The organism is Helicobacter hepaticus ATCC 51449 (genome assembly GCF_000007905.1).
In the GTDB taxonomy this organism is placed as follows: Bacteria; Campylobacterota; Campylobacteria; order Campylobacterales; family Helicobacteraceae; genus Helicobacter_C; species Helicobacter_C hepaticus.
The window spans coordinates 1,638,665-1,660,622 of record NC_004917.1; the positions used below are offsets into that span (position 1 = coordinate 1,638,665).

23 protein-coding genes are annotated in these 21,958 nt (G+C 36.7%); 17 read left to right on the forward strand and 6 right to left on the reverse strand.

Annotation, left to right across the window (positions count from 1 at the left end; genetic code table 11):
* Positions 1-86: 86 nt before the first annotated feature.
* Positions 87-665, forward strand: coding sequence for a GTP cyclohydrolase I FolE (gene folE / locus HH_RS08270; protein ID WP_034368022.1), 579 nt, complete (start codon positions 87-89; stop codon positions 663-665).
* 115 nt (positions 666-780) lie between these two features.
* Positions 781-1,908 carry a hypothetical protein gene (locus HH_RS08275; protein ID WP_011116552.1) on the forward strand — a complete coding sequence of 376 codons (1,128 nt, stop codon included), beginning with the start codon at positions 781-783 and terminating at the stop codon, positions 1,906-1,908.
* A 174-nt stretch (positions 1,909-2,082) separates the two neighbouring features.
* Here the strand turns inward: HH_RS08275 and HH_RS08280 are convergent, their stop codons facing one another.
* The gene (locus tag HH_RS08280) at positions 2,083-2,871 is read right to left on the reverse strand and encodes a histidinol-phosphatase (protein ID WP_011116553.1); all 789 of its coding nucleotides are present in this window, start codon (positions 2,869-2,871) and stop codon (positions 2,083-2,085) included.
* A gap of 108 nt (positions 2,872-2,979) precedes the next feature.
* Between HH_RS08280 and HH_RS08285 the strand changes: the two genes are divergently transcribed.
* The 14 genes from HH_RS08285 to HH_RS08350 all read left to right on the forward strand — a co-directional run bounded on the left by HH_RS08285 (position 2,980) and on the right by HH_RS08350 (position 16,254).
* Complete coding sequence (locus HH_RS08285; RefSeq protein WP_226989490.1) at positions 2,980-3,429, forward strand: META domain-containing protein; 450 nt, start codon at positions 2,980-2,982, stop codon at positions 3,427-3,429.
* A gap of 29 nt (positions 3,430-3,458) precedes the next feature.
* Positions 3,459-4,049, forward strand: coding sequence for a YigZ family protein (locus tag HH_RS08290; protein WP_148141028.1), 591 nt, complete (start codon positions 3,459-3,461; stop codon positions 4,047-4,049).
* 17 nt (positions 4,050-4,066) lie between these two features.
* A complete protein-coding gene (gene hemJ, locus HH_RS08295) occupies positions 4,067-4,507 on the forward strand; it encodes a protoporphyrinogen oxidase HemJ (protein ID WP_011116556.1) in 441 nt (146 codons plus the stop codon).
* A gap of 10 nt (positions 4,508-4,517) precedes the next feature.
* Positions 4,518-5,936: an argininosuccinate lyase gene (argH, locus tag HH_RS08300; RefSeq protein WP_011116557.1), complete on the forward strand. Its 1,419-nt coding sequence runs from the start codon at positions 4,518-4,520 to the stop codon at positions 5,934-5,936.
* On the forward strand, positions 5,929-6,660 hold the full coding sequence (ubiE, locus tag HH_RS08305) for a bifunctional demethylmenaquinone methyltransferase/2-methoxy-6-polyprenyl-1,4-benzoquinol methylase UbiE (RefSeq protein ID WP_011116558.1): 732 nt from the start codon (positions 5,929-5,931) through the stop codon (positions 6,658-6,660). The genes argH and ubiE overlap by 8 nt, the downstream gene beginning before the upstream one ends.
* A gap of 198 nt (positions 6,661-6,858) precedes the next feature.
* Positions 6,859-8,343, forward strand: coding sequence for a malate dehydrogenase (quinone) (gene mqo, locus HH_RS08310; protein WP_011116559.1), 1,485 nt, complete (start codon positions 6,859-6,861; stop codon positions 8,341-8,343).
* A gap of 120 nt (positions 8,344-8,463) precedes the next feature.
* Complete coding sequence (gene hisD, locus HH_RS08315; protein WP_011116560.1) at positions 8,464-9,774, forward strand: histidinol dehydrogenase; 1,311 nt, start codon at positions 8,464-8,466, stop codon at positions 9,772-9,774.
* 3 nt (positions 9,775-9,777) lie between these two features.
* Entirely contained in the window at positions 9,778-10,041 is a 264-nt protein-coding gene (locus HH_RS08320; RefSeq protein ID WP_011116561.1) for a DUF2018 family protein, read from the forward strand.
* Complete coding sequence (locus HH_RS08325) at positions 10,034-10,510, forward strand: hypothetical protein (protein WP_011116562.1); 477 nt, start codon at positions 10,034-10,036, stop codon at positions 10,508-10,510. The genes HH_RS08320 and HH_RS08325 overlap by 8 nt, the downstream gene beginning before the upstream one ends.
* On the forward strand, positions 10,507-11,418 hold the full coding sequence (locus HH_RS08330) for a polyprenyl synthetase family protein (protein ID WP_011116563.1): 912 nt from the start codon (positions 10,507-10,509) through the stop codon (positions 11,416-11,418). The genes HH_RS08325 and HH_RS08330 overlap by 4 nt, the downstream gene beginning before the upstream one ends.
* Before the next feature lie 10 nt (positions 11,419-11,428).
* Positions 11,429-12,751 (forward strand): glutamyl-tRNA reductase, encoded by a 1,323-nt coding sequence (gene hemA / locus HH_RS08335; RefSeq protein WP_011116564.1) that lies wholly within the window; start codon positions 11,429-11,431, stop codon positions 12,749-12,751.
* A 9-nt stretch (positions 12,752-12,760) separates the two neighbouring features.
* Complete coding sequence (locus HH_RS08340) at positions 12,761-14,527, forward strand: proline--tRNA ligase (RefSeq protein WP_011116565.1); 1,767 nt, start codon at positions 12,761-12,763, stop codon at positions 14,525-14,527.
* 9 nt (positions 14,528-14,536) lie between these two features.
* The gene (gene hemC / locus HH_RS08345) at positions 14,537-15,502 is read left to right on the forward strand and encodes a hydroxymethylbilane synthase (protein ID WP_011116566.1); all 966 of its coding nucleotides are present in this window, start codon (positions 14,537-14,539) and stop codon (positions 15,500-15,502) included.
* A 161-nt stretch (positions 15,503-15,663) separates the two neighbouring features.
* The gene (locus HH_RS08350; protein ID WP_041309153.1) at positions 15,664-16,254 is read left to right on the forward strand and encodes an outer membrane beta-barrel protein; all 591 of its coding nucleotides are present in this window, start codon (positions 15,664-15,666) and stop codon (positions 16,252-16,254) included.
* Between the two features lie 52 nt (positions 16,255-16,306).
* Here the strand turns inward: HH_RS08350 and HH_RS08355 are convergent, their stop codons facing one another.
* Both HH_RS08355 and HH_RS08360 read right to left on the reverse strand, forming a co-directional pair.
* Complete coding sequence (locus HH_RS08355) at positions 16,307-17,194, reverse strand: YihY family inner membrane protein (RefSeq protein ID WP_011116569.1); 888 nt, start codon at positions 17,192-17,194, stop codon at positions 16,307-16,309.
* 11 nt (positions 17,195-17,205) lie between these two features.
* The gene (locus tag HH_RS08360; RefSeq protein WP_011116570.1) at positions 17,206-18,057 is read right to left on the reverse strand and encodes a biotin synthase; all 852 of its coding nucleotides are present in this window, start codon (positions 18,055-18,057) and stop codon (positions 17,206-17,208) included.
* Positions 18,058-18,152: 95 nt separating this feature from the next.
* On the opposite strand from HH_RS08360, the gene xseA reads away from it, so the two are divergent.
* Complete coding sequence (gene xseA, locus HH_RS08365; RefSeq protein WP_011116571.1) at positions 18,153-19,406, forward strand: exodeoxyribonuclease VII large subunit; 1,254 nt, start codon at positions 18,153-18,155, stop codon at positions 19,404-19,406.
* Between the two features lie 13 nt (positions 19,407-19,419).
* Here the strand turns inward: xseA and HH_RS08370 are convergent, their stop codons facing one another.
* The 3 genes from HH_RS08370 to yedF form a co-directional block, all read right to left on the reverse strand.
* Complete coding sequence (locus HH_RS08370) at positions 19,420-20,112, reverse strand: hypothetical protein (protein WP_011116572.1); 693 nt, start codon at positions 20,110-20,112, stop codon at positions 19,420-19,422.
* A 75-nt stretch (positions 20,113-20,187) separates the two neighbouring features.
* Positions 20,188-21,174: a selenide, water dikinase SelD gene (gene selD / locus HH_RS08375; protein WP_083750356.1), complete on the reverse strand. Its 987-nt coding sequence runs from the start codon at positions 21,172-21,174 to the stop codon at positions 20,188-20,190.
* 69 nt (positions 21,175-21,243) lie between these two features.
* The gene (gene yedF / locus HH_RS08380; RefSeq protein WP_011116575.1) at positions 21,244-21,858 is read right to left on the reverse strand and encodes a sulfurtransferase-like selenium metabolism protein YedF; all 615 of its coding nucleotides are present in this window, start codon (positions 21,856-21,858) and stop codon (positions 21,244-21,246) included.
* Between the last annotated feature and the right edge of the window lie 100 nt (positions 21,859-21,958).

Consider the following 21,958-nt stretch of genomic DNA (forward strand, 5'->3'; position numbering starts at 1 on the left):
ATATAAACATTGAAATTAAAGCATAAGCAAAAATATTATACAATTTGCACAATGCAAAACGCGCAATTTTTAAAAAGCGAGAAAATATGCAAAAATCTAGCCACGATTCTATCTTAGAGTGCAATGCGCAAGCATTTTTTGAATCTTTATGTCAAAATGTCGGCGAAAATCCTACGCGTGAGGGATTACTTCATACACCAAAGCGCATTGCTAGTGCATTTTCCGATATGCTAAATGGCTATGCCAAAAGCCCGAAACAAGCGCTTGGTAGTGTCTTTGAAGATGGCGTATGTGATGAAATGATAGTGCTTAAAAAGCTACATTTTTACTCTATATGCGAGCATCATCTTTTGCCATTTTTTGGGCATATTTCTATTGGATATATCCCTGATAAAAAGCTTGTAGGTATTAGTGGCTTAGCAAGATTGACAGAGGTTTTTACACATAGATTACAGATTCAAGAGCGTTTGACTGCCCAGATTGCAGATGCGCTGATTGCTGAGCTTAAACCCAAAGGGGCAATGATAGTTTGCCAAGCACGACATCTTTGCCTTGAAATGCGCTCTAATGTGCCACAATCTCATATTATTACTTCTGCTTTACGCGGACTTTTTAAAAAAGATTCTAGAACAAGAGCAGAATTTATGCAGATTCTCAAAGATTAAAACCCTCATAAGAGTATTTTTCAAGCTAAATTTTACTTTTTTATTGACAAAGTGCTTTTTTTTTGCAAAAATGCCCCATCCGTTATCGGATTATTAACTTTTTGGAGGTTTTCTAATGAAAAAAATTGTTGTAAGTAGTGCTTTATCAGCTCTTCTTGTTTTACCAGCAGCAGCTTTTGAAGTATATAATGCTGATGATACTAAAGTTGATTTATATGGTTCTATTCGTGGTTATATGGGTTATGGTGAAACTGGTAATGGTGGAGCAAATGCAGGATACCTAATTGGGGTGCAAAATAACTCACAATTTGGTGTGAAGGTAAAATCTGGTAAATTTAGTGCAAAAGTAGAACTTGGTGCAAAAGAAACAGGTATAAGCGGTGATGGCACACCTTATCGCGAATATTGGGGAGCTTATGATACAAATATAGGACAAATCCTTTTTGGTAAAGCAATGTCTCCAACGATTGATAATGCTTTCACAAGCAACTGGTTAAATAACGATAATGGCTATCAAGGGGTTGGTGGTGTCGCTACAGGTAATCGTCAAATCCAACTTCAATATAATGTAGCAGGATTGAGTCTTGCACTTATTGAAGTAACTGCTGGTAATGGTAGGGGAGATTTAAATCAAGAATCCCCTCGTATTGCTGCAGCTTATACAATCAAAGGTGCGAATGGACAGCCATTATTAAAAATCGCAGGGACATATAAATACTTTAATGGGCTTAATAATCTAACTACTCCCAGCCCATTGGCTGGAGCTAATGCGTGGCACGTATGGGCTGGGTTAAAACCTACTTTTGGTAACGCATATATCTCTGTGCTCGCACATTATGGTAAAAATGGACATCTTTATGGTGAGCAAAACACTACATATAATGGAGGTGGCTATTTACTTAACCCTCTTGACACTGATATTGGGCTTAATGCAATAAGAACAGGTGGGCTTGTAGAGTTTGGCACAAAATTAAGCAGTGATTTATCTCTTGCAATTGGTGCAGGATATCAAGCAACATTTAATGGTGATGGTCAAGCAACAACAGGTGGAACATCAGTTAGTAGTTATGGAAAACTACACGGATATTCTGCGTTTATCAATCTCCCTTATAAAGTCAATGCAAACTTCACTTTTGCTCCTCAAATAGCTTATTATGGGCTTTCAGGTAGTGAAAGAGTAGCAAATGCACAATATAAACGAACAGGTGTGGTTGCTGCTACACGATTTAAATGGGATTTCTAATTCTTTAATCCCCTCTCCTTTAATAATCAAAGCTTAGGGCATAAGCCTTAGGCTTTGGAGACTTTCTCTTAGAAGTTCACTCTTTCTTTTTTTGCTTTATTATACGTTGTGTATTTGATTGAAAGTATTTAGTTTTTCTTAGATTTTACTTGTTCTTTATACTTTATCAAATCTTTAGAATCTAATACTTTGAGGTTGTTTTTGTCTAAAATACAACGCAGAGTTATACCCCACACTTTTGGCTAAGGCGCATAAATCCTCATATTTAAATCCGATATGTTCTATGCTATGTGCATCTGAACCGAATGTAATAGGAATACCTTTCTTATGTGCTTTGTGTAAAATAGATTTGCTTGGATAGGCTTCATTAATAGGTTTGCGCCACCCTGCAGGGTTTAGCTCTAGTGCAAGATGATTATCAGCAATAGATTCTAAAGCTAAAGTAAGCTCTATTTCACAAGAGGGCGGAATATTATGTCCAAAAAGTTTAAGTAAATCAAAATGCCCCACAATTTGAAACAATCCACTTTGTGCCATACTCTCAATAGATTTAAGATATTGCTTCCAGCACTCTTTCATATCCACCTTAGCATATTCGCCAATAAATGCGGGGTTGTCAAATCCCCAAGTGCCTAAAAAATGCACTGAACCAATGAGATAATCAAAGGGATATTCTAATATGCAAGATTCTAATAAATCCTCTCTATGGAGGATATAATCCACCTCTAGCGCACAAAGAATCTCAATTTTATCTTTAAATTCCTCTTGCAAGGCACGCACTTCCTCGCAGTATAAAGGCAGTTCTTGCACGCTCATACGATAGGCTTCATCAAATGCCATAGGGGAATGACAAGAAAATCCAAATACATTAATATTTTGCGCAAGTGCTTTTTGCACATATTCTCTCATCGTGCCTGTAGCGTGATGACAAAGGCTTGTGTGATTGTGTAAATCAATGCGCATTTGCTCTCCTTATGTTTTTATAATGTGCATTTGTTTGCATTGAGATTCTATAATGGCACGCTTATAAATGGCTTATAATAATGCTCAATCAATATAAATGGGGTGAAAATGACATACAAATCTTTCATAAAAGGAGCTTTAGTTGTGCTTGTGGCATTAACTATGAGTGGATGTTTTGTGAATCTTATCACACAAGAATATAAAGATTCACTTTTAGAAGATGAGAAACAATGGTATGTGTATAAATTTACACTTAAAGACGGGCAGGAGTTTGAACCTATTTGGAAAGAGGCTCAATCAACTATGAGCTTTGATACTGAAGAAAATCGTATTTTTGGTGTGAGTGTGTGCAATAATTATTTTGCTACATTTGCACTAAGGGGTAAAAAACTTAAAGTAAGTGCTAGCGGAGCGTCTCGCCGACTTTGCCACCCAAGCGAAAGTAGTAGATATGAATTTTGGTTTGTGCGCTCTTTGGAGGGGGAATTTGTCATAGAAAAAGAGGGTAAAGAAATGCGTTTAAAAGGTGAGCACGCAACTTATTATTTGCGCAGATGAAAACTCTTGCCTCACAAGCAACAAAACAAATGCCAATACAAGCAATAGGCAGTTTTGAAAGCAAAGGTTCAAAGTTTCTAAGCTTTCTTTTTCCTTTTGCGCAATTTAATGAAAGCTTATCAAGTTTAAAAGAGCAGCACCCAAAGGCTGTGCATTTTGTGAGTGCGAGTAGGCATTATAATGAATATGGGCAGATTCTAGAATCTTTTGATGATGATAAAGAACCAAGGGGAAGTAGTGGCACGCCAAGTCTAAATGTATTGCGTGGAGAGGAGCTTGTTGAAGTAGGCGTGGTAATAGTGCGATATTTTGGTGGCACATTATTAGGTGTTGGCGGTTTGGTGAGAGCTTATACAAATGCAGTGCAAAATGCAATAGAATCTGCTAAAATGCAGGGATTACTCGTTGATTACATACACGCGGAGACTTTTGAGTTACAAATTGCTTATTCTGCACTTTCTGTATGCGAATATGAGGCTAAAAAGTTAGGATTATGTTTTGAAAAAGAGGCTTTTTTGCCCTTTGGCGTGCAAGTGAGGGTTCAAGGAGAAAAGAAATACCTTGAAATGTTTAAAACAATGTATAATAACAACTTTGTTTTCATAGCAAATCCCAAATAAATTAAAGGAGCAAGGCAATGGAGTATTTGTATATTAAAGTGTTGCATATTGTAGCGCTCATTTCGTGGATGGCAATGTTTTTTTATCTCCCACGATTATTTGTTTATCACGCGCAATATGCGGATAAATTGGAGTTTGTAGAAATTGTCAAGCTCCAAGAAATGCGGCTGTATAAATATATTGGTTTGCCCGCATTAGTGCTTACTCTGCTTAGCGGAGGAGTGATGATAGCACTTAATCCTGCATTATTTAAAGTGGCTGATTCTGGCTTGTGGCTTCATATTAAGCTTATATTTGTGCTTTTATTTGTGATTTATCATTTTGTATGTGGATATTTTATTAAGACTTTAGATAAAGGCACTTGCACCAAAAGCCATACATTTTTTAGAATCTTTAATGAGATTCCCACACTTTTAGTTATTGTGATTGTCTTTTTGGCAGTGTGTAAGCCATTTTAGGAGATGATAAATGGCAAAATTATGGGGAGGACGCTTTGAATTAGATTCAAGCGCGCTTTTAGAGGAATTTAACGCTTCAATTTTCTTTGATAAGCAGCTATGGCAAGAAGATATAAAAGGTTCAAAAGCTCACGCAAAAATGCTTCATAAAATTGGCGTTTTGAGTGAGGAAGAAACACAAGAAATTATCAATGGACTTGAAATTATTGCACAGCGCATTAGTAGAGGTGAGTTTGTATTTAATGCAAGTGATGAAGATATACATATGGCAATAGAATCTGCTCTTACTGCACTTATTGGTGATGTAGGTAAAAAGCTTCATACTGCGCGTAGCCGTAATGACCAAGTGGCACTTGATTTTAGGTTATATGTGTTAAAAAGCAATAAGGAGATTGTTAATTTGCTTTTAGAGCTTATGGCATCTATCCTTGCAATAGCAAAAGTGCATACTAGCACGATTATGCCGGGTATGACGCATTTACAACACGCACAACCGATTAATTTTGGTTTTGCTCTTGTAGCGTGGGCGTGTAATTTTAAACGAGATGTGGAACGATTATTGAGTGATTATACGCGCAATAATAAATGTCCGCTTGGTAGTGGTGCATTAGCAGGCACACCTTATGGCAATGATAGAATCTTCCTTACCCAAGAGTTAGGGTTTGACGAACCTACGCTTAATGCAATGGATTCAGTAAGTGATAGAGATTTTGCCCTTGATATGCTTTATTCCCTTTCTATGATAATGATGCACATTTCTCGTGTGGCAGAGGAGCTTGTGCTGTGGAGTAGCTCGGAATTTAAATTTATCTCTTTAAGTGATGAATATGCTACGGGAAGCTCTATAATGCCACAAAAAAAGAATCCTGATGTGCCTGAACTTTTGCGCGGAAAGAGTGGGCGCGTGTATGGGGAGCTTATGGGACTGCTTTGTGTAATGAAAGGATTACCCTTTGCTTATAATAAAGATACGCAAGAGGATAAAGAGGGCGTGTTTGATGCACTTAAAAATGTGGGGCTTTGCCTTAGAATCCTCAAAGAATGTCTTAAAACTATGAGTATTCACCCTGAAAATATGTATAAAATGGCGAAAATTGGACATTTGAGTGCTACTGATTTGGCAGATTTTTTAGTGCGTGAGTGTGGTGTGGCATTCCGTGATGCACATCATATCACCGGGCAAGTCGTAGCGTATGCAGAGAGCAAAGGTGTAGATATAAGCGATTTATCCGAAAAAGAGATTATGGGTGTAGATTCTCGGATTAAACAAGGTGTAAAAGCTGTGCTGTGTTTAGAGTATTCTATGAATGCACGTAATACTCTTGGTGGCACAGCAGTAACACAAACTTGTCATCAAATTGAGGTGCTTGAATCTTTTGTGCGTGAGCAAATGGCGTGTTTGCAAGTAGGAAGGAGTAAAAATGAGTGAAAAACAAGAACAAATTGTAAATATGTTTAATGATATTGCTCCGAGCTATGATAGGGCAAATCGCGTGATGAGTTTGGGTATTGATGTGAGTTGGCGTAAAGAGGCTTGCAAGAAAGCTTATGAGGCTTTGGGCAAAGATGAAATTCAGTGTGTGCTTGATGTGGCGTGTGGCACAGGTGATATGTTATTGCATTGGCATAATGAGGCACAAAAGGCACATAAACATATCACACAAATGCGTGGAATTGACCCTTCTAGTGGTATGCTTGATGTAGCTAGAAAGAAACTTACACCATTTTTTACATCTGATACTTTAATGCTTGATATTGGCGAAGCAAAGGCATTATGTGTAGAATCCCAAAGTGTAGATATTCTCTCAATTGCTTATGGATTACGCAATGTCGTAGAGCTTGATAAAGCACTTGATGAATTTGTGCGTGTGCTTAAAAGTGGGGGTGTTCTTGTAATTTTAGAATTTATGAACAACAAGCCTAGAGGGTTACTTGATATATTTATGCGCTTTTATACGCGCAAGATTCTTCCTGTAGTGGGGGGGATTATTTCTCGTAATTATGGAGCCTATAAGTATTTACCAAATTCTATTGAGGGTTTTGTAAGCAGCGAAGAACTTGCAAATAAACTCTTACAGAGGGGAGTGAAAAGTTATTTTATTAAAGGATATAGTGCTAATATTTCTACACTCTATGTAGGAGTGAAGGTATAAATGCGTAAAAGTGATTTAAAAAATTTATTTTAGTAACAAAGTTATTCTTTTGCTTTACTTTTTAAGGGGTTATTTACAAAAATATCTTACCATAAGAAAGGCTAAATGAGAGCAAAAAGCATAATCCCCAATAGCGCAAGCATATTTAAGGTTTTTAAAACCTAGCCCAGAGCGTGGGTATTAAGAAGGAGTGAGGGAATGAGTGAGGATTCTGAAGTAGTCTTAGTAGGTGGAGGCATAATGAGTTTGACTTTGGCAGCAATGCTAAGGGAGCTCAAACCTTCTTTACATATCAGCGTGTATGAAATGTTTGAGGATTTAGCTACTGAAAGTAGTTCGGTATGGAACAATGCAGGAACAGGACATCAAGCACTTTGTGAGCTTAACTATACGCCACAAAAAGAAGATGGCAGTATTGATGTTTCAAAAGCATTAAAGATTAATCAGCAATTTGAATTAAGTAAAGAATTTTGGGCATATTGTATTAGAAAGCAGATTCTCAAAGGTGCTCATACTTTTTTGAATCCTGTGCCGCATTTGAGCTTTGTCGTTGATGATATTGTGCCTTATTTGAAAAAACGTTATGAAACACTTAAAGATTCTCCGCTTTTTAAAAATATGATTTATACTGAAGATAGAGAGCAGATTAAAGAATGGGCACCACTTTTACTTGAGGGACGAGGCGAGACACAAAAGATGGCAGTTACTTATATGGCTGGTGGAAGTGATGTTGATTTTGGTGAAATTGCACGGCAGTTTGGAGAAAAATTAAGCCAAAAAGAGGGTTTTGATGTTTATACTCATCATAAAGTGCGTGATTTAACCAAAGAGGGCAATATATGGTTATTAGATGTTATTGATACTAAAAGCTATGAGAGAAAACAAGTAAAGGCAAAATTTGTATTTTTAGGTGCGGGGGGAGGTTCTTTTCCGCTCTTGCAAAAAAGTGGCATACCCGAAGGGCGTGGCTATGGTGGATTCCCTGTGGGTGGTTTATGGCTTATATGTAATAATCGCGAAATTATTGAAAAACATAATGCTAAGATTTATGGTAAAGCATCTATTGGCGACCCGCCTATGTCTGTGCCACATTTAGATACGCGTATTATCAGGGGCAAAAAAGAATTGCTTTTTGGGCCTTATGCAGGATTTAATACGAAATTTCTTAAAAAAGGAAGTTTTTTTGATTTTCCCTCATCAATCCGTTTAAATAATTTTATTCCTATGATTCAAGCAGGTATTGACAATGTGCCATTGACAATTTACCTTATTAAGCAGATTCTCTCAACTGATAGAATGCGTATGCGTAAGCTTGAAGTATTTTTCCCTGCGGCGCAGTTTCCAGATTGGAATGCGCAGTTTGCAGGGCAAAGGGTGCAAGTAATTAAAAAAGATAAAAATGGTAGAGGAAGTTTGCAATTTGGCACGGAAGTGATTACTTCTAGCGATGGCTCTCTTGCAGCATTACTTGGAGCTTCACCGGGAGCTTCAACGGTGGTAGATATTATGTTAGAAGTGCTTAAACGTTGCTTTGGTGATGAAATGAAAACAAGCGCTTGGCAAGATAAGCTTGCTGAAATGGTGCCTTCTTATAATCGTTCTCTTGAGGAAAATATCACTCATTTTAATGAATGTCGTTTAAAAACAGCCCAAACGCTTCATTTGCCTTTTGATGAAATTTGAATCTAAAACACAGTAGCTTTTTAGAAGCTTAAAAAACCCTAAAAGGGTATTATAAATGTAATTTGTTTGTTTAGAGTTAATGTATATAATTCTCATTTATTTTTGATTATGGGGAAAATAATGAAATATCTTGATGTGCGTTTGCCAGAGTTTGCAAATGAATTTCAACAAGTCTTATCTCGTGGAAAAATGGATATGAAAGAAGTTTCATCTCTTGTGCAAGAATTGCTTGATGAGATTCGCACAGAGGGCTTAGATGCTCTAAAGAAGCATATTGCTCGTTTTGATAAATGGGAGGTAAAAAGTTTTGAAGATTTGCGTATCTCGCCAAAAGAGTGTCTTAATGCCTATAATCAGCTTTCTTCAGAATTAAAATCTGCACTTCATCTTGCTTATGATAGAATCTATGCTTTTCATCGCAAACAAAAAATGCAAAGTTGGATTGATTGTGAGGAAAATGGAAACATACTTGGCTCAAAATTTACTCCAATGGAGCGTGCAGGATTATACATTCCCGGTGGTAAAGCAGCTTACCCAAGCTCACTTTTGATGAATGCTATTCCTGCGATTGTTGCAGGAGTTAAAGAGATTGTTGTGTGTTCTCCTACACCGCATAATCAAGCTAATCCCCTTGTGCTTGCAGCATTACATTTGTGTGGTATTACTGAAGTATATAAGGTTGGTGGTGCGAGTGCCATAGGGCTTATGGCTTATGGGTGCAAAGAGATTCCTAAAGTTGATGTTATTACTGGTCCGGGCAATATTTTTGTTGCTTGTGCCAAAAAACTTGTTTTTGGCGAGGTAAATATTGATATGGTTGCAGGTCCAAGCGAGATAGCAATTATTGCAGATTCTCAAGCTAATCCGCTTTACATTGCCTATGATTTGCTTTCCCAAGCTGAACACGATGAAATGGCAAGTTCCATACTCATAAGCGATAGTGCCCCACTTATAGAATCTGTGCAAAAACATATTGAACAGATTTTACCCTCAATGCCTAGAGCAGAGATTGCAGGAGCGAGTATTAAAAATCGTGCAGTTATGATATATACGCGCAATTTACAAGAAAGTATAGAGATTGCTAATGCCATTGCTCCCGAACATTTAGAAGTTCTTACAACCACTCCATTTGATACGCTTCCTTATATTAAACACGCAGGAGCCATTTTCTTAGGAGAGCATTCAAGTGAGCCCATTGGAGACTATCTTGCGGGTCCTAATCATACGCTTCCCACAGGCGGAAGTGCGCGTTTCTTTTCACCGCTTGGAGTGGAGCATTTTATGAAAAAAAGTTCAATTATTGCTTTTTCAGCTACTGCATTAGAAGAAGTTGGGGAATCTTGCGCACTTTTGGCTCAAAGTGAATCTTTATCTGCTCACGCTCAAGCGGTTTTAACAAGATTAGATTCTATTAAATCAAAGAGGGAGTAGTTTATGGACGCATTTTTTGAGGGCACGCCATTGCAAAAGTGGCAAGAGATTATCCTTAATGCTTCGCCTACTTTAGTAGGATTGGAGCTTGAGGCTTTGTTAGAACGTATAGCTGTATATGAAGCACTTTTAGAACATCAAGGTATAGATATAGAATCTGCATTTGTCAATTATCGTTTTGATGAGACTCATAAGGAAGCATTGCGTGTGGCAAAAGATAATCTTGCCATAGAATCAATGGCAAAAATATTGGGCAATTATGAATAAAATCTTTTTATTTTTTACTCCTTTTTTGCTTTCTTGTGCGGCGTATGCCCTAGCTCCTATTTGGGCGTGGGAAAAAGACTTATCACTTGAAAAAGAGCAAGTTTATAAGGCTAACTTTAGTGTAGGTGCAGTGCAAAAAGAACTTGAGTTTCGTTGGACACTTTATAAAAATTATGGGCTTATACTTCATATTCGTTATGATAAATTTAATCATCAAGTGCTTCTCTATACAGATTATCAACGCAATGCTTATAAAATATCACTTGGAAGAGGCAATAGCTCACAAAAAGATGACCCACATTTAATTATGTATTTTAAGGAATTTGCTGATAAGGATAAAAAAGCACATTTAAAGCTCTATATTGAGGGGCAAGGTGCAGCAGTGCTTGATGAGAGCATTTCGCCAAGTAAAGATAAAAAAGAAGACGAAGAGGCAGAAGAAGATACTACTCAAGGACAAGCATCGTGAATATACAATTTGCACTTGAACGCATTAAGGCATATATTCATACTTACGTCCAAGAGTGTAAAAATGAAGAAGTAAATGCTTTATATGGACATTTAAGTTATGGGAAAATGCTTCGTAGCAAACTTTTGCTTTCTATTAGTGATATGAACGAAGATGCTTTAAGAGTGTGTGCCTTAATTGAAATGATACAAAGTGCCTCACTTTTGCACGATGATGTGATTGATGAATCTCTTACAAGACGCGGTATTCCATCTATTAATGCTACTTTTGGTAATAAAAATGCCATAATGCTGGGCGATGTGCTTTATTCTAAGGCATTTTATGAGCTAAGCTGTCTTGATGTCAGATTAGCTCAAAGTGTTTCTTCAGCTGTTGTTCGGCTTTCTGTGGGTGAAATTGAAGATGTAAAACTTTCACTTTCTTTTCATACAGATAAGGAGCGATATATTCGTATGTGTGCAGATAAAACAGCCGCACTTATTGTGGCTGCTGCGGAATGTGGTGCGATTTTAAAGGGTTTAAATAAAAATATTTATAGAATCTATGGTGAAAATTTAGGCATTGCTTTTCAAATAATTGATGATATTTTAGATATCACTCAAGATTCCCAAACACTTGGTAAGCCTTCAATGAGTGATTTTAAAGAAGGTAAAACGACTCTTCCTTATATGTATTTATATGAACATTTAAATGCAGATGAGCGTTCAAAATTGCTTGAGTGCTATGGTGTGCATCTTAATGAGGAAAAACAAGCGTGGATAAGAATGCAATTGCAAAAATATAATATCATCGCTCAAAGTGTCGCAGATGCTCAATATTATGCTAATAAAGCCATTCAATCTATTGTAAATGAGGGCAATGAGAAGCTTAAAGATATTGTTACACAAATGATTGAGAGGACATTTTAGGGAGGATAGAATGCAAGAAAAAATGGAAGTGCAATATATGGTGGTAAGTTTTTCACACAAAAATGTAGATATTGCTACGCGTGAGAAACTGAGTTTTAGCCAAGAAGAGATTGTGCCATTTTTGCAAGAGATTAATGTATGCGATAGTATTAGGGAGAGTATTTTACTTTGCACTTGTAATCGTGTGGAGCTTTATGTAAGTATGATTGATAAAAAAAGAGCAAGAGAACATATCTATGAATGTTTTTGCACACATAAGAATATAGCATTAGAGGATATAAAAAATATTGCACTTATGCGTTTAAACCAATATGCGATTTATCATATTTTTAGTGTGGCTTCAAGCCTTGATAGTTTGGTTATAGGTGAGACACAGATTACAGGACAACTTAAGCTTGCTTATAAACTTGCCTTTGAGAATGCGCTTTGTGCCAAAGATATGACTCGTCTTATGCACTTTGCCTTTAAGTGTGCTGCAAGCGTGCGAAAAGAGACAGATATTTCAGCTCATAGTGTATCGGTAGCTTCTACGGCAGTGCGTATGGCAGAACAAAAACTTGCTTTGTGTGATAAAACTTTAGAGAATCTGCCTGTTTTAGTTATCGGCAGTGGCGAAATGGGGCGTCTTGCGTGTAAGCATCTCCAAAATGCTAACGCTCAAATTACACTTGTTAGTCGCACAAAAGAAAATGCACGCAAACTTGCCTTAGAACTTGACTCTAGTATAAATATAGAATCTTGGGAGCATTTAGAGCAACTTTTAGGGCAATATGAAGTGCTTTTTAGCGCTACGAGTGCTCCAAATTGTATTATTCAATCAAAGATGGTGCAAGTGAGCCAAAAGCAAAGATGGTGGTTTGATTTGGCTTTGCCGCGTGATATAGAAAATATACAAATGGAAAATTTACATATTTTTTGTGTTGATGATTTGGAAGAAATTGTGCAAGAGCATAAAAATGCGCGTGAAGATAGTGCAAAAAAAGCACAAAAGATTCTTGAACGTTATAGTGTAGAATTTTTTAAATGGCTTCAAACTTTGGGGATTGACCCTATCATTAAACATATTCGTTATCTTGCCAAACAATCTGCCCTCAAAGAGCTTGATAGAGCGGTAAAAAAAGGATTTTTACCTGCTTCGTATCAACAAAATGTAGAGAAGATTTTGCACGGAGCTTTTAATACCTTTTTGCATCAACCAACAATACGGCTCAAGCAAGCAAGTGAGAATCCTCAAGGCGACCCTATTATTGAAGCAATGAAAAATGTGTTTGATATTAGTGATGATGTTGTTATGCTTAATGGCTATAAATGTGAGAAAGACACCATTTTTTAAAGGAATACTATGAGGTTTTCACAACTTTTTGTAAATACTCTTAAAGAATCTCCTAAAGATGCAGTGCTTAAAAGTCATCAATATCTTATTCGTGGGGGCTTTATACAGCAAATCGGCAGTGGTATTTATAATTTTTTACCCCTTGGCAAAAAACTCCTTGATAAAGTGCGCTTTATTGTTAAAGAAGAAATGGACAAGAGTGGTGCACAAGAGATTCTTATGGGATTTGTTACTCCTGCAGAGCTATGGAGAGAATCTGGGCGTTATGAACAATATGGCAGGGAGCTTTTGCGTTTTGTAGATAGAAAAGAGAATGAATTTGTGCTTGGACCTACGCACGAGGAAGTCATAACGCATATTGCAAAAAATACGATTAAAAGCTATAAGCAACTCCCGCTTCATCTTTATCAGATTCATAGTAAATTTCGTGATGAACTGCGTCCGCGATTTGGACTTATGCGTGGGCGTGAGTTTATTATGAAAGATGGATATAGTTTTCATAGTAATTATGCAGATTTGAATAGAGAGTTTGATGTTATGGAGGCGACATATAAAAGGATTTTGCAAAGAATGGGCTTAGAGTTTAAAGTTGTAGAGGCAGATTCTGGAGCAATTGGTGGAAGCGGAAGTAAAGAATTTATGGTATTAGCGCCTTGCGGAGAGGATACTATTGTCGTATGTAAGGGTTGTGAATATGGTGCAAATATTGAAGCAAGTAAAAGAGCGCCACGCACTGCTCCGCGTCCAAATGAAATAAAATATGATAGCAATGCACCCCAGGCAGCTTTTGCACGATTTTTTACTCCTGATATAAAGAATATAGAATCTTTAAGCGCATTTTTTAAGGTTGATAAGTTTTGGACAATCAAAGCAATAGTAAAAAAAGCAATCAAAGCAAATAATGAAAGTGAATTGGTGTATTTTTTTGTGCGTGGTGATGATGAGGGTGAAGAAACAAAAATGCTCAATGCCATAAATAAACATACAAATTGTTATCTTGCCTTAGAAGATGCGAGTGTAGAGGAGATTCAAGCAGCTGGATTGGAAGTAGGATTTATTGGGGCTTATGGGTTGCGTCATATTACTCAAGCTACACATATCTATTTTGATGAGAGTTTAAGGGACGCCTCAAATCTCATCTGCGGAGCAAATGAGAAGGATTATCATTTCGTGGGTGTAGATTTAAGCACATTTGAAGGCTTAGAATATGCCGATATAGCTCAAAGTAAAGAGGGAGATTTATGTCCTAAGTGTGCCCAAGAGCTTTATTATACTAAAGGTATAGAAGTTGGACATATTTTTAAATTAGGTGATAAATATTCGCGTGCAATGAATGCGCAATTTTTGGATAACGATGGCAAGACACAACCGCTTATTATGGGCTGCTATGGCTTTGGAATCTCGCGTATTTTGCCTGCGATATTAGAGCAAAAAAGCGATGATTTAGGCTGTATATGGAGCAAAGAAGTGAGTGTTTTTGATATAGCCATTATTATTTCAAACACTAAAGATTCTGTGCAAAATGATTTTGGTAGTGCTTTATATGAGATATTGAGTGCGTGTGGCATTGATGTTTTGTTAGATGAGCGAGATGAGCGATTTGGTGTGAAGATGAAAGATTTTGAATTGCTTGGTTTTCATTCTGCTTTGATTGTAGGTAAGGGTTTAAATGAGGGCAAAGTAGAGTTGATTAAACGCGAAGGCTTAAAAAAATATGAGCTTTGTGCCACTGATAAAGAAATATTGCTTGAAGAGATTCTCAAAATCATAGCATAAGGAGTGGATATGGCAAAGCAGAGCGGAGCAGATAGAGAGCTAGTTATTGGCTCACGTGGAAGTATATTGGCTTTATGGCAAGCTGAATATATCAAGTCTTGCCTTAAAGCTCAATGTGGTTTGCAATCTCGCATACAAATTATTAAAACTCGTGGTGATAAAATTCTTGATGTGCCTTTGGCAAAAATAGGTGGAAAGGGGCTTTTTACTAAAGAGTTAGAAGAAATGCTTTTAAGCAAAGATATTGATTTGGCTGTGCATAGCCTCAAAGATGTGCCTGTAGAATTTGTGCCTGAACTCGATTTAGCAGCTATTACTCAACGTGAGAGTGCAAATGATTGTTTTTTGAGTGTAAATTATCCCAATCTTAATGCTTTACCACAAGGAGCAAAAGTAGGGACAACTTCCCTACGCCGCTCAATGCAGATTAAAAAATATCGCTCTGATTTAGATACATTAAGTTTGCGTGGCAATGTGCAAACACGACTAGAGAAACTCCATAATGGTGCATTTGATGCAATTATCCTCGCTCAAGCAGGAGTGAATAGGCTTAAAATCAATACACAAGATGTGCGTTATATCGTGCCCTTAGATTTTATGATACCTGCGATGGGGCAGGGTGCGCTTGGAATAGAAATGCGTAAGGATTCTATATTTTTTGATAGAATTGCTGTGCTTAATGATAAGCAGAGTGCGCTTTGTGTGAGTGCAGAAAGGGCTTTTGTGAGGACATTAGAGGGTGGGTGTCAAGTGCCAATAGGCGTGTATGCACAATTTAGCAATAATAAACTCACACTTCAAGCTATAGTAGGATTGCCTGATGGAAGTGAAGTATTACAAGATAGTGTCGAGGATTCTATAAATATAGATGATATAAATGCAAGCGAGAATCTAGGTATAGCATTTGCACAAAAATTTATTGATAAAGGTGCAAAAGAACTTCTTGAGCGAGCAGCAAAAATAGCATTTGCATAAAAATTAAAACCAAAATCCCAAAAATAGTGTAATGTTACAATTTTAAATATAACTTAGCTTTTCTGTTCAAAATTTTTTGCTTTTAAGCAAAAATCGGTGGGCAGGGGGGTAAAATCAGGTATGCATTTAATGCAAAATATCAATAAAAGGTGGTACAATAGATGAAAAAATGCGCAGCAAGTTTAGCTTTATCTTTGACTTTTATAGCTTCTAATGGAATAGCAGAAGAAAGTGGATTATTCATTGGTGTTGGCACAGGTTATGGGCAAAGCGAAATCAAATCTAATAACACGAAAACAAAGCTTGATGGCTTGAGCTTTGAGACTATCGTTGGGTATAAATCATTTCTTACTCCTGCTTTTGGTATGCGTTATTATATAAACTTTGCTTATTCAAATGCAGAACAAAAGAATGACTTAAAACCAAAAATTATAATGAATTATGGACTAAATGCAGATATGCTTTATAATGTAGTGGCGAGTGAAAGTGTGAATCTAGGTGCATTTGTGGGTGTAGGCGTTGGTGCAAATACTTGGGCTGCAAAAAATAATGAAGATTTTAAGGCAAAAACAGGTTTTAATGTCGCACTTAATGCTGGTTTAAGAAGTCAATTTGGCAAACATCACGGCATAGAAGTTGTAGCTCGTGTGCCTTTTATAGATACGACATTAGAAAATGATAGAATAACAGGCGCTAAACAAACAGGCTCACATATTTATAATGTTGGTGCGCGTTATATTTTAAGCTTCTAAGAGTTGCTTAGATTCTTTAATGGGGGCAAATGCCTCCACCCTTTTAATAGAGTTATACTTCTGTGGTGCTGATACCATATTTTTCTTCAAGCTTTTTGCCAAAATTTGTGCCAAAGCCTTCGCAAAAGCGCATTCCATAGAGTAATACAAACCACGATACATAAATCCATAACATCATAAAAAGAAAAATAGCAATAGGCCCATATACGCTTTTATAGGTTTGATTGTAAAATACATAATATACAAAAGCCCATTTTGTGAGTAGCCATACACTTGTGGTTAATAGGCTTGAACTAAAGAGTGCAAGAAGCTTAAGAGGTTTGTTTGCAGAGAGCTTAAAGAGCAAGAAAAACATAGCCCACGTAAGCAAATAAGGTATCAAGTCAAATAAAAGGCTTAAATCTGCTGTGCCTTTGAGTGTTTTTTGCACTTCGCCGCTAAAATAAATTGAAAAAGCAAGCACTATTGGGAAAAGCGTAATCATCGTCCAATACATTAGAAGAGAATCAAAAAACTTGCGAGGTGTTGAATTAAACATTTTTGCTGCGATGTATTCATAATTGCGAAAAAACATTATAGATGCTACAAGCGTATATCCAAGCCCCATCATACCTAGTGCCGAGCTATTTTTCATAAAAGTATCAAGATAGCTAGAAATCACATCAGTATGCGTGGGTAGAATATTAGAAAGTATGAGTGTGCGGATTTGCTCAATTTGAGATTGAAAATTAGGTAGATTCATTACAATAGAAAAAACAATCATTAAAAGTGGAATAATTGCAAAAACTGTGTAAAAACTAAGCGAAGCTGCATAAAAGCTTAATTCTTTGTCGGCGACAAAATCCCAAATACTTTTTATCTTATTCCATAATATATCAAAAAGGCTACGTGATTTGCACCAAAGATTGGCAACAAGCTGTTCTTTTTGGATAGATGGCATAGAGAATCTCCTTAGTGGCAGTTTGTCGCAGCGACATAGCCATAAGATTCTATCATTGCTACATCATCTTTAGGTGCTTTGCCATCAGTGGTGAGGTAATCGCCTAGCACCACGCCATTAATTCCTGCTTCAAAAAGTGGCTTTTGGTTATCACCAAAGACTGCCTCTCGCCCTCCCGCAATCATTAAGCGTGTATTTGGGAGATATTCACGCGCAAGAGTTACGCATTCTAGTGCTTCTTGTGGGCTAAGAGTTTGCATAGGTAAAGGTAGAGATTCATTAGCGATATAAAAATTAAGGGGAGATGTATGAGGGGAGAGGATCTGTAAATGCTTAAGCAGTTCTATTCTATCTCCCCAACTTTCACCTAAGCCGAAAATGCCTCCAGATAATAGTCCTAGCTCTGCTTTAAGAGTATTTTCGCAGGTTTCAAATCGCTCTTTCCAAGTGTGTGTAGTGCAAATGTGTGGAAAAAACTCTTTAGAAGTTTCCAAATTGTGATTATAACTATCCACGCCATTGGTTTTAAGGTATTTAAGAGAATCTACATCTGCACTACCACAGCACGCGATAATATGTAAGCCTAAATCCGCTTTTTTAATTGCACTTGCAGCTTTAGCAATATATTCACATTTTTGGGATTCTAAACTGCGTCCTGCGGTTACAAGGCAAAATCCTAATGCACCATATTCGCGCAATGTTTTTGCTTCTTGCACAATTTTATCAATGCTTTTGTTTTTGTATCTTTGAATCTGTGTGCCATAATGCGCACTTTGGGTGCAGTATTTGCAATCTTCTGGACAATCTCCAGAGCTAACATTGCAAATACTGCATAGGAATATTTCATTACTTATTTTTTGCATAACTTACCTTATTGTGTTGGGATAATGCTATTGTAGCAAAAAGTCTTTAAAAGTTCTAATGTGATAGAATGATTTAATTGTTTTGAGGAGATGGAGTGAGAGCTTTAGAAGTAAGTGAGATTAACGCACAAATTAAAAGTATTTTAGAATCTACTTTTATGGATATTTGTGTGCGTGGCGAAATAAGTAATGTAACAATTCATACAAGTGGACATATTTATCTCACTCTTAAAGATGAAAGCTCAAGCGTGCGTTGTGTGATGTTTAAAGGCAATGCGCGTAACTTGAAAATAAAGCTTGAAGTAGGACAAAGTGTGCTTATAATGGGCTCACTTAGTGTCTATGTGCCCAAAGGAGAATATCAGATTCTTTGTAAAAGTATCACACTTGCAGGTTTAGGCGAACTCTCTCAAGCGTATGAAGCCCTTAAGACAAAGCTTGGCGCAAAGGGTTATTTTGAATCTGCTCATAAAAAGCCTTTACCACGCTTCCCCAAACGTATTGCTTTGCTCACTTCTGCCACAGGTGCGGCAAAAGAGGATATGCTCAAAGTAGCTCATAAGCGTTGGAATCTTGTGCATATTACGCTTTTTAATACACTTGTGCAAGGTGAAGGAGCAAAAGATTCTATAGTAGAGAATCTAAAACGAGCTGATAGTTTTTTTGGCACATCTGAAAGCTTTGATGTTATTGTCTTAGGGAGAGGTGGAGGAAGTATGGAGGATATGTGGGCATTTAATGAAGAATGCGTAGCAGATGCCATTTATTCTGCACGCACACCTATTATTTCTGCTGTAGGACACGAGGTTGATGTATTTATAAGTGATTTTGTCGCTGATGTGCGAGCTCCTACGCCTTCAGCGGCTATGGAAATACTTTTGCCTGACAAAAACGAATATTTGCGTGTGCTTGATGAAATAATGAATAGTTATTTTTATGCCCTTAAGCAGCAATTTGTGCTTAAAAGTCAAGCATTAGAGCGAATGCGAGAATATTTTAAGCTTTATAATTTTGAGCAGCGCTATTGCGCTAAGGTTGAGCAAATCAATATTTTTCAACAAATGATGCGAGATTCTATGAATGCAGTACTTGAGGATAAAATGCTAAAATATGAACATATATTTTTATCTCTTAATGCTCGGTGTGAGGAGAAACTGCAGCAATGTCAATATGAATATGAGCGTATGTTGGAGGTGTTTAATGCTTTGAATCCACACTCACTTTCCACTCGTGGGTATGCACAAATAAGTAAAGAAGGGAAACCTTGTAGATTAAGTGATATTGATATAAATGAAGAATTTTATTTAAGTGATATGACACATTCTATTTTAGCAAAGCGTTTGCAATGAATTAAAACTTTTATTAATGCACACTTCCTACTGAAGTAAAACGCGTTTTGCTTAAAAAGGCTGGAATTGAGTTCCAAATAAAAACAAGCAAAAGACGTTGAACATCTTCAGTGTGCATAAATTTATGTTTAGCGAGCACTTGGCAGGTAAGAAAATCAAAATATGTTTTGCCTGCACCTTTATCATCAAGATATGCTTTTTCAAAATCTCCACCAAAATATCGTGCTGCATTGCTAAGACTAATTTCTTTTCGGGCAAGGGTTTGTGTAAAGTTATCAGGTGAAGTATTGCTAGGAAAATTATTTATGCGTGAGGTAAGGAAAGTTAAAAGCTTGTCTTCAATGCTGCGCATAAGTTCTAAAAATATTATGCTTGCTTTATCAGTTTGCTCTCTTAAGCGAATGGCTTTTTCAAGAGTGTTTGCTTGAGAACCTTTGAGCAAAACTGAAGCAATTTGGGTAATTTTGGGTTCTGATAAAATATTAATAACACATTGTTTTTTAGCAAATCCAGCTGTGTAGGAGCGTTTAATATTATCAATAGCTTTATTCAATGCTTCTTGCTCAAACATTATATTAAACATTGCAAATTCTTCTTGAGGGAGCATATGCTGTAAATCTTCTTTGTAGTTTGGGTTTGCTACAAATCCCTTTTCTTTTAACACATAAAACTTACGCACTAGAGTATCTATGGTATTAAACTGCATAATGCCCTCCCAAAGTGTTTGAGAATCTTAGATTCTAAAATCGGTGGAAACATATTTTTTTCAAATCAAAGAATCTTATCCTAAAACAATAGATGTTTCTGTTTTAGGTATGATTTCACCGATAACATTTGCGTGTATGATACCTGCTTTGTGTAATTCATCAACAAATAATTTTGCTTGATTAAAAGGAAGTGCAAAGAGGAGACCACCAGAAGTTTGTGCATCATAATAAAAAATATCATCTTCAAGTGTGCATTGTATCTGCACTTGAGATTGTAAAGCTTTTTTATTTTCATAAGAGCCACCGGGCACGATACCCATTTGAGAAAATGATTCTGTCTTGTCAAAAAGTGGGATTTGTTTGGTATAAAAAAGTATGCTTTTTTCATTTTGATTTTTTATACCTCCACACATTTCAAAAGCGTGTCCAATAAGCCCAAATCCTGTAATATCTGTGCAAGCGTGAATCTCGTAGTTTTGTGCGATACGCGCAGCATAGAGATTGAGCATAGCCATTGATTGAGTTACTTCAGTTGTTTGGGAGAACATTTGAGCTTTTATAGCAGTGGTAAGAATCCCGCTACCAAGAGGCTTTGTTAATACAAGCATATCGCCGATGTATCCAGTGTGATTGCGCCACAAACGATTCTTGTGTGCTATGCCATTGACAGCTAAGCCATATTTTTGTTCTTTATCTTTAATAGTATGTCCGCCAAGAAGTAATGCGTTAGATTCTGTAATTTTGTTTAACCCACCTTTTAAAATAGCATTTGCTACCGCACTATCAAAATGTGTATTATCCCACATAAGCAAGTTAAGCGCACTCTTGACCTCACCTCCCATTGCAAAAATATCACTTAGAGCATTAGCTGCAGCGATTTGTCCATAAAGATATGGGTCATCAACCACAGGTGTGATAAAATCCACACTTGAAAGCATAGCGTATTCATCATTTGGTGCATAGAGCATTGCACCGCAATCTTCATTGCTTTCAAATCCTGCAATGAGCAAAGAGTTTGGTTTTTGGGTAAGCTGGCTAGAGATTTGTGCGAGGTCTGACAGACCTACTTTAGCTGCTCAACCTGCGCATTGAATATGCTTTGTAAGCTGGTAATCTGCCATATAATTATCCTAAAGTGAAATGAGGCTATCGGCAAGAAGCATATTTTGCACACCTTGAATAGCATTGCCTATCATACCAACCTTGAGTCGTTCTGTAAGCGAAAAATAACTTAAACACGAACCACACGAATAAACTTCAACTCCTTGTTTTTCAAGCTCTTTGAGCACTTCCACAATTTCAGTATTATCCACTTCTTTGTTATCAGTAGTGAGTAAAACCCCACGATTAACAAAAAAAATCTTTTGTGGGAGTATATCGGTTTGAAGAAGAGATTTAATAAAGCCATTAATAAGCATACCTCCAAGTTCCCCTTCACCTACGCGATCATTTTTAATAAGCATCATTTTAGGGATTATTTTGTCCTTATGTGCATTTTGCTTACTTGCTTTACCTTTGAGGATAATCATAAATTGCTCATCGCGTCCAAAACCTACTTCAAACTCAAAACCTTCAGTATTTAAAAAACGCATAAGATTTTCTTTAGAAGAGGGTGAATTGCCAATTATTTCATAGTTATGAAGCTTTAGAGTATGTTCATTAATGCCCAAAAGTGCTTTTTTTGCTTTTAAAACTGGCTCTGGACAGGGTAAATCTCGCACATCAATTTGTATAGTGTTGTTCATTCGTGAATCCTTAAAGTAAGCCTTTATTATAGAATCATCATTAATCAAAGATTCTATCAAATTGGATTTTACAAATCCCTAAAAAATGAAATAATATATT

Excerpts from the sequence above, each read along its gene's own strand:
- HH_RS08355 (WP_011116569.1), bottom strand. The coding sequence starts at position 17,194 with ATGCCATCTATCCAAAAAGAACAGCTTGTTGCCAATCTTTGGTGCAAA.
- HH_RS08275 (WP_011116552.1), top strand. The coding sequence starts at position 781 with ATGAAAAAAATTGTTGTAAGTAGTGCTTTATCAGCTCTTCTTGTTTTA.
- HH_RS08350 (WP_041309153.1), top strand. The coding sequence starts at position 15,664 with ATGAAAAAATGCGCAGCAAGTTTAGCTTTATCTTTGACTTTTATAGCT.
- mqo (WP_011116559.1), top strand. The coding sequence starts at position 6,859 with ATGAGTGAGGATTCTGAAGTAGTCTTAGTAGGTGGAGGCATAATGAGT.
- HH_RS08360 (WP_011116570.1), bottom strand. The coding sequence starts at position 18,057 with ATGCAAAAAATAAGTAATGAAATATTCCTATGCAGTATTTGCAATGTT.
- folE (WP_034368022.1), top strand. The coding sequence starts at position 87 with ATGCAAAAATCTAGCCACGATTCTATCTTAGAGTGCAATGCGCAAGCA.
- HH_RS08370 (WP_011116572.1), bottom strand. The coding sequence starts at position 20,112 with ATGCAGTTTAATACCATAGATACTCTAGTGCGTAAGTTTTATGTGTTA.
- yedF (WP_011116575.1), bottom strand. The coding sequence starts at position 21,858 with ATGAACAACACTATACAAATTGATGTGCGAGATTTACCCTGTCCAGAG.
- hemC (WP_011116566.1), top strand. The coding sequence starts at position 14,537 with ATGGCAAAGCAGAGCGGAGCAGATAGAGAGCTAGTTATTGGCTCACGT.
- HH_RS08290 (WP_148141028.1), top strand. The coding sequence starts at position 3,459 with ATGCCAATACAAGCAATAGGCAGTTTTGAAAGCAAAGGTTCAAAGTTT.
- HH_RS08340 (WP_011116565.1), top strand. The coding sequence starts at position 12,761 with ATGAGGTTTTCACAACTTTTTGTAAATACTCTTAAAGAATCTCCTAAA.
- HH_RS08320 (WP_011116561.1), top strand. The coding sequence starts at position 9,778 with ATGGACGCATTTTTTGAGGGCACGCCATTGCAAAAGTGGCAAGAGATT.
- argH (WP_011116557.1), top strand. The coding sequence starts at position 4,518 with ATGGCAAAATTATGGGGAGGACGCTTTGAATTAGATTCAAGCGCGCTT.
- hemJ (WP_011116556.1), top strand. The coding sequence starts at position 4,067 with ATGGAGTATTTGTATATTAAAGTGTTGCATATTGTAGCGCTCATTTCG.
- HH_RS08285 (WP_226989490.1), top strand. The coding sequence starts at position 2,980 with ATGACATACAAATCTTTCATAAAAGGAGCTTTAGTTGTGCTTGTGGCA.
- ubiE (WP_011116558.1), top strand. The coding sequence starts at position 5,929 with ATGAGTGAAAAACAAGAACAAATTGTAAATATGTTTAATGATATTGCT.
- hemA (WP_011116564.1), top strand. The coding sequence starts at position 11,429 with ATGCAAGAAAAAATGGAAGTGCAATATATGGTGGTAAGTTTTTCACAC.
- HH_RS08280 (WP_011116553.1), bottom strand. The coding sequence starts at position 2,871 with ATGCGCATTGATTTACACAATCACACAAGCCTTTGTCATCACGCTACA.
- hisD (WP_011116560.1), top strand. The coding sequence starts at position 8,464 with ATGAAATATCTTGATGTGCGTTTGCCAGAGTTTGCAAATGAATTTCAA.
- HH_RS08325 (WP_011116562.1), top strand. The coding sequence starts at position 10,034 with ATGAATAAAATCTTTTTATTTTTTACTCCTTTTTTGCTTTCTTGTGCG.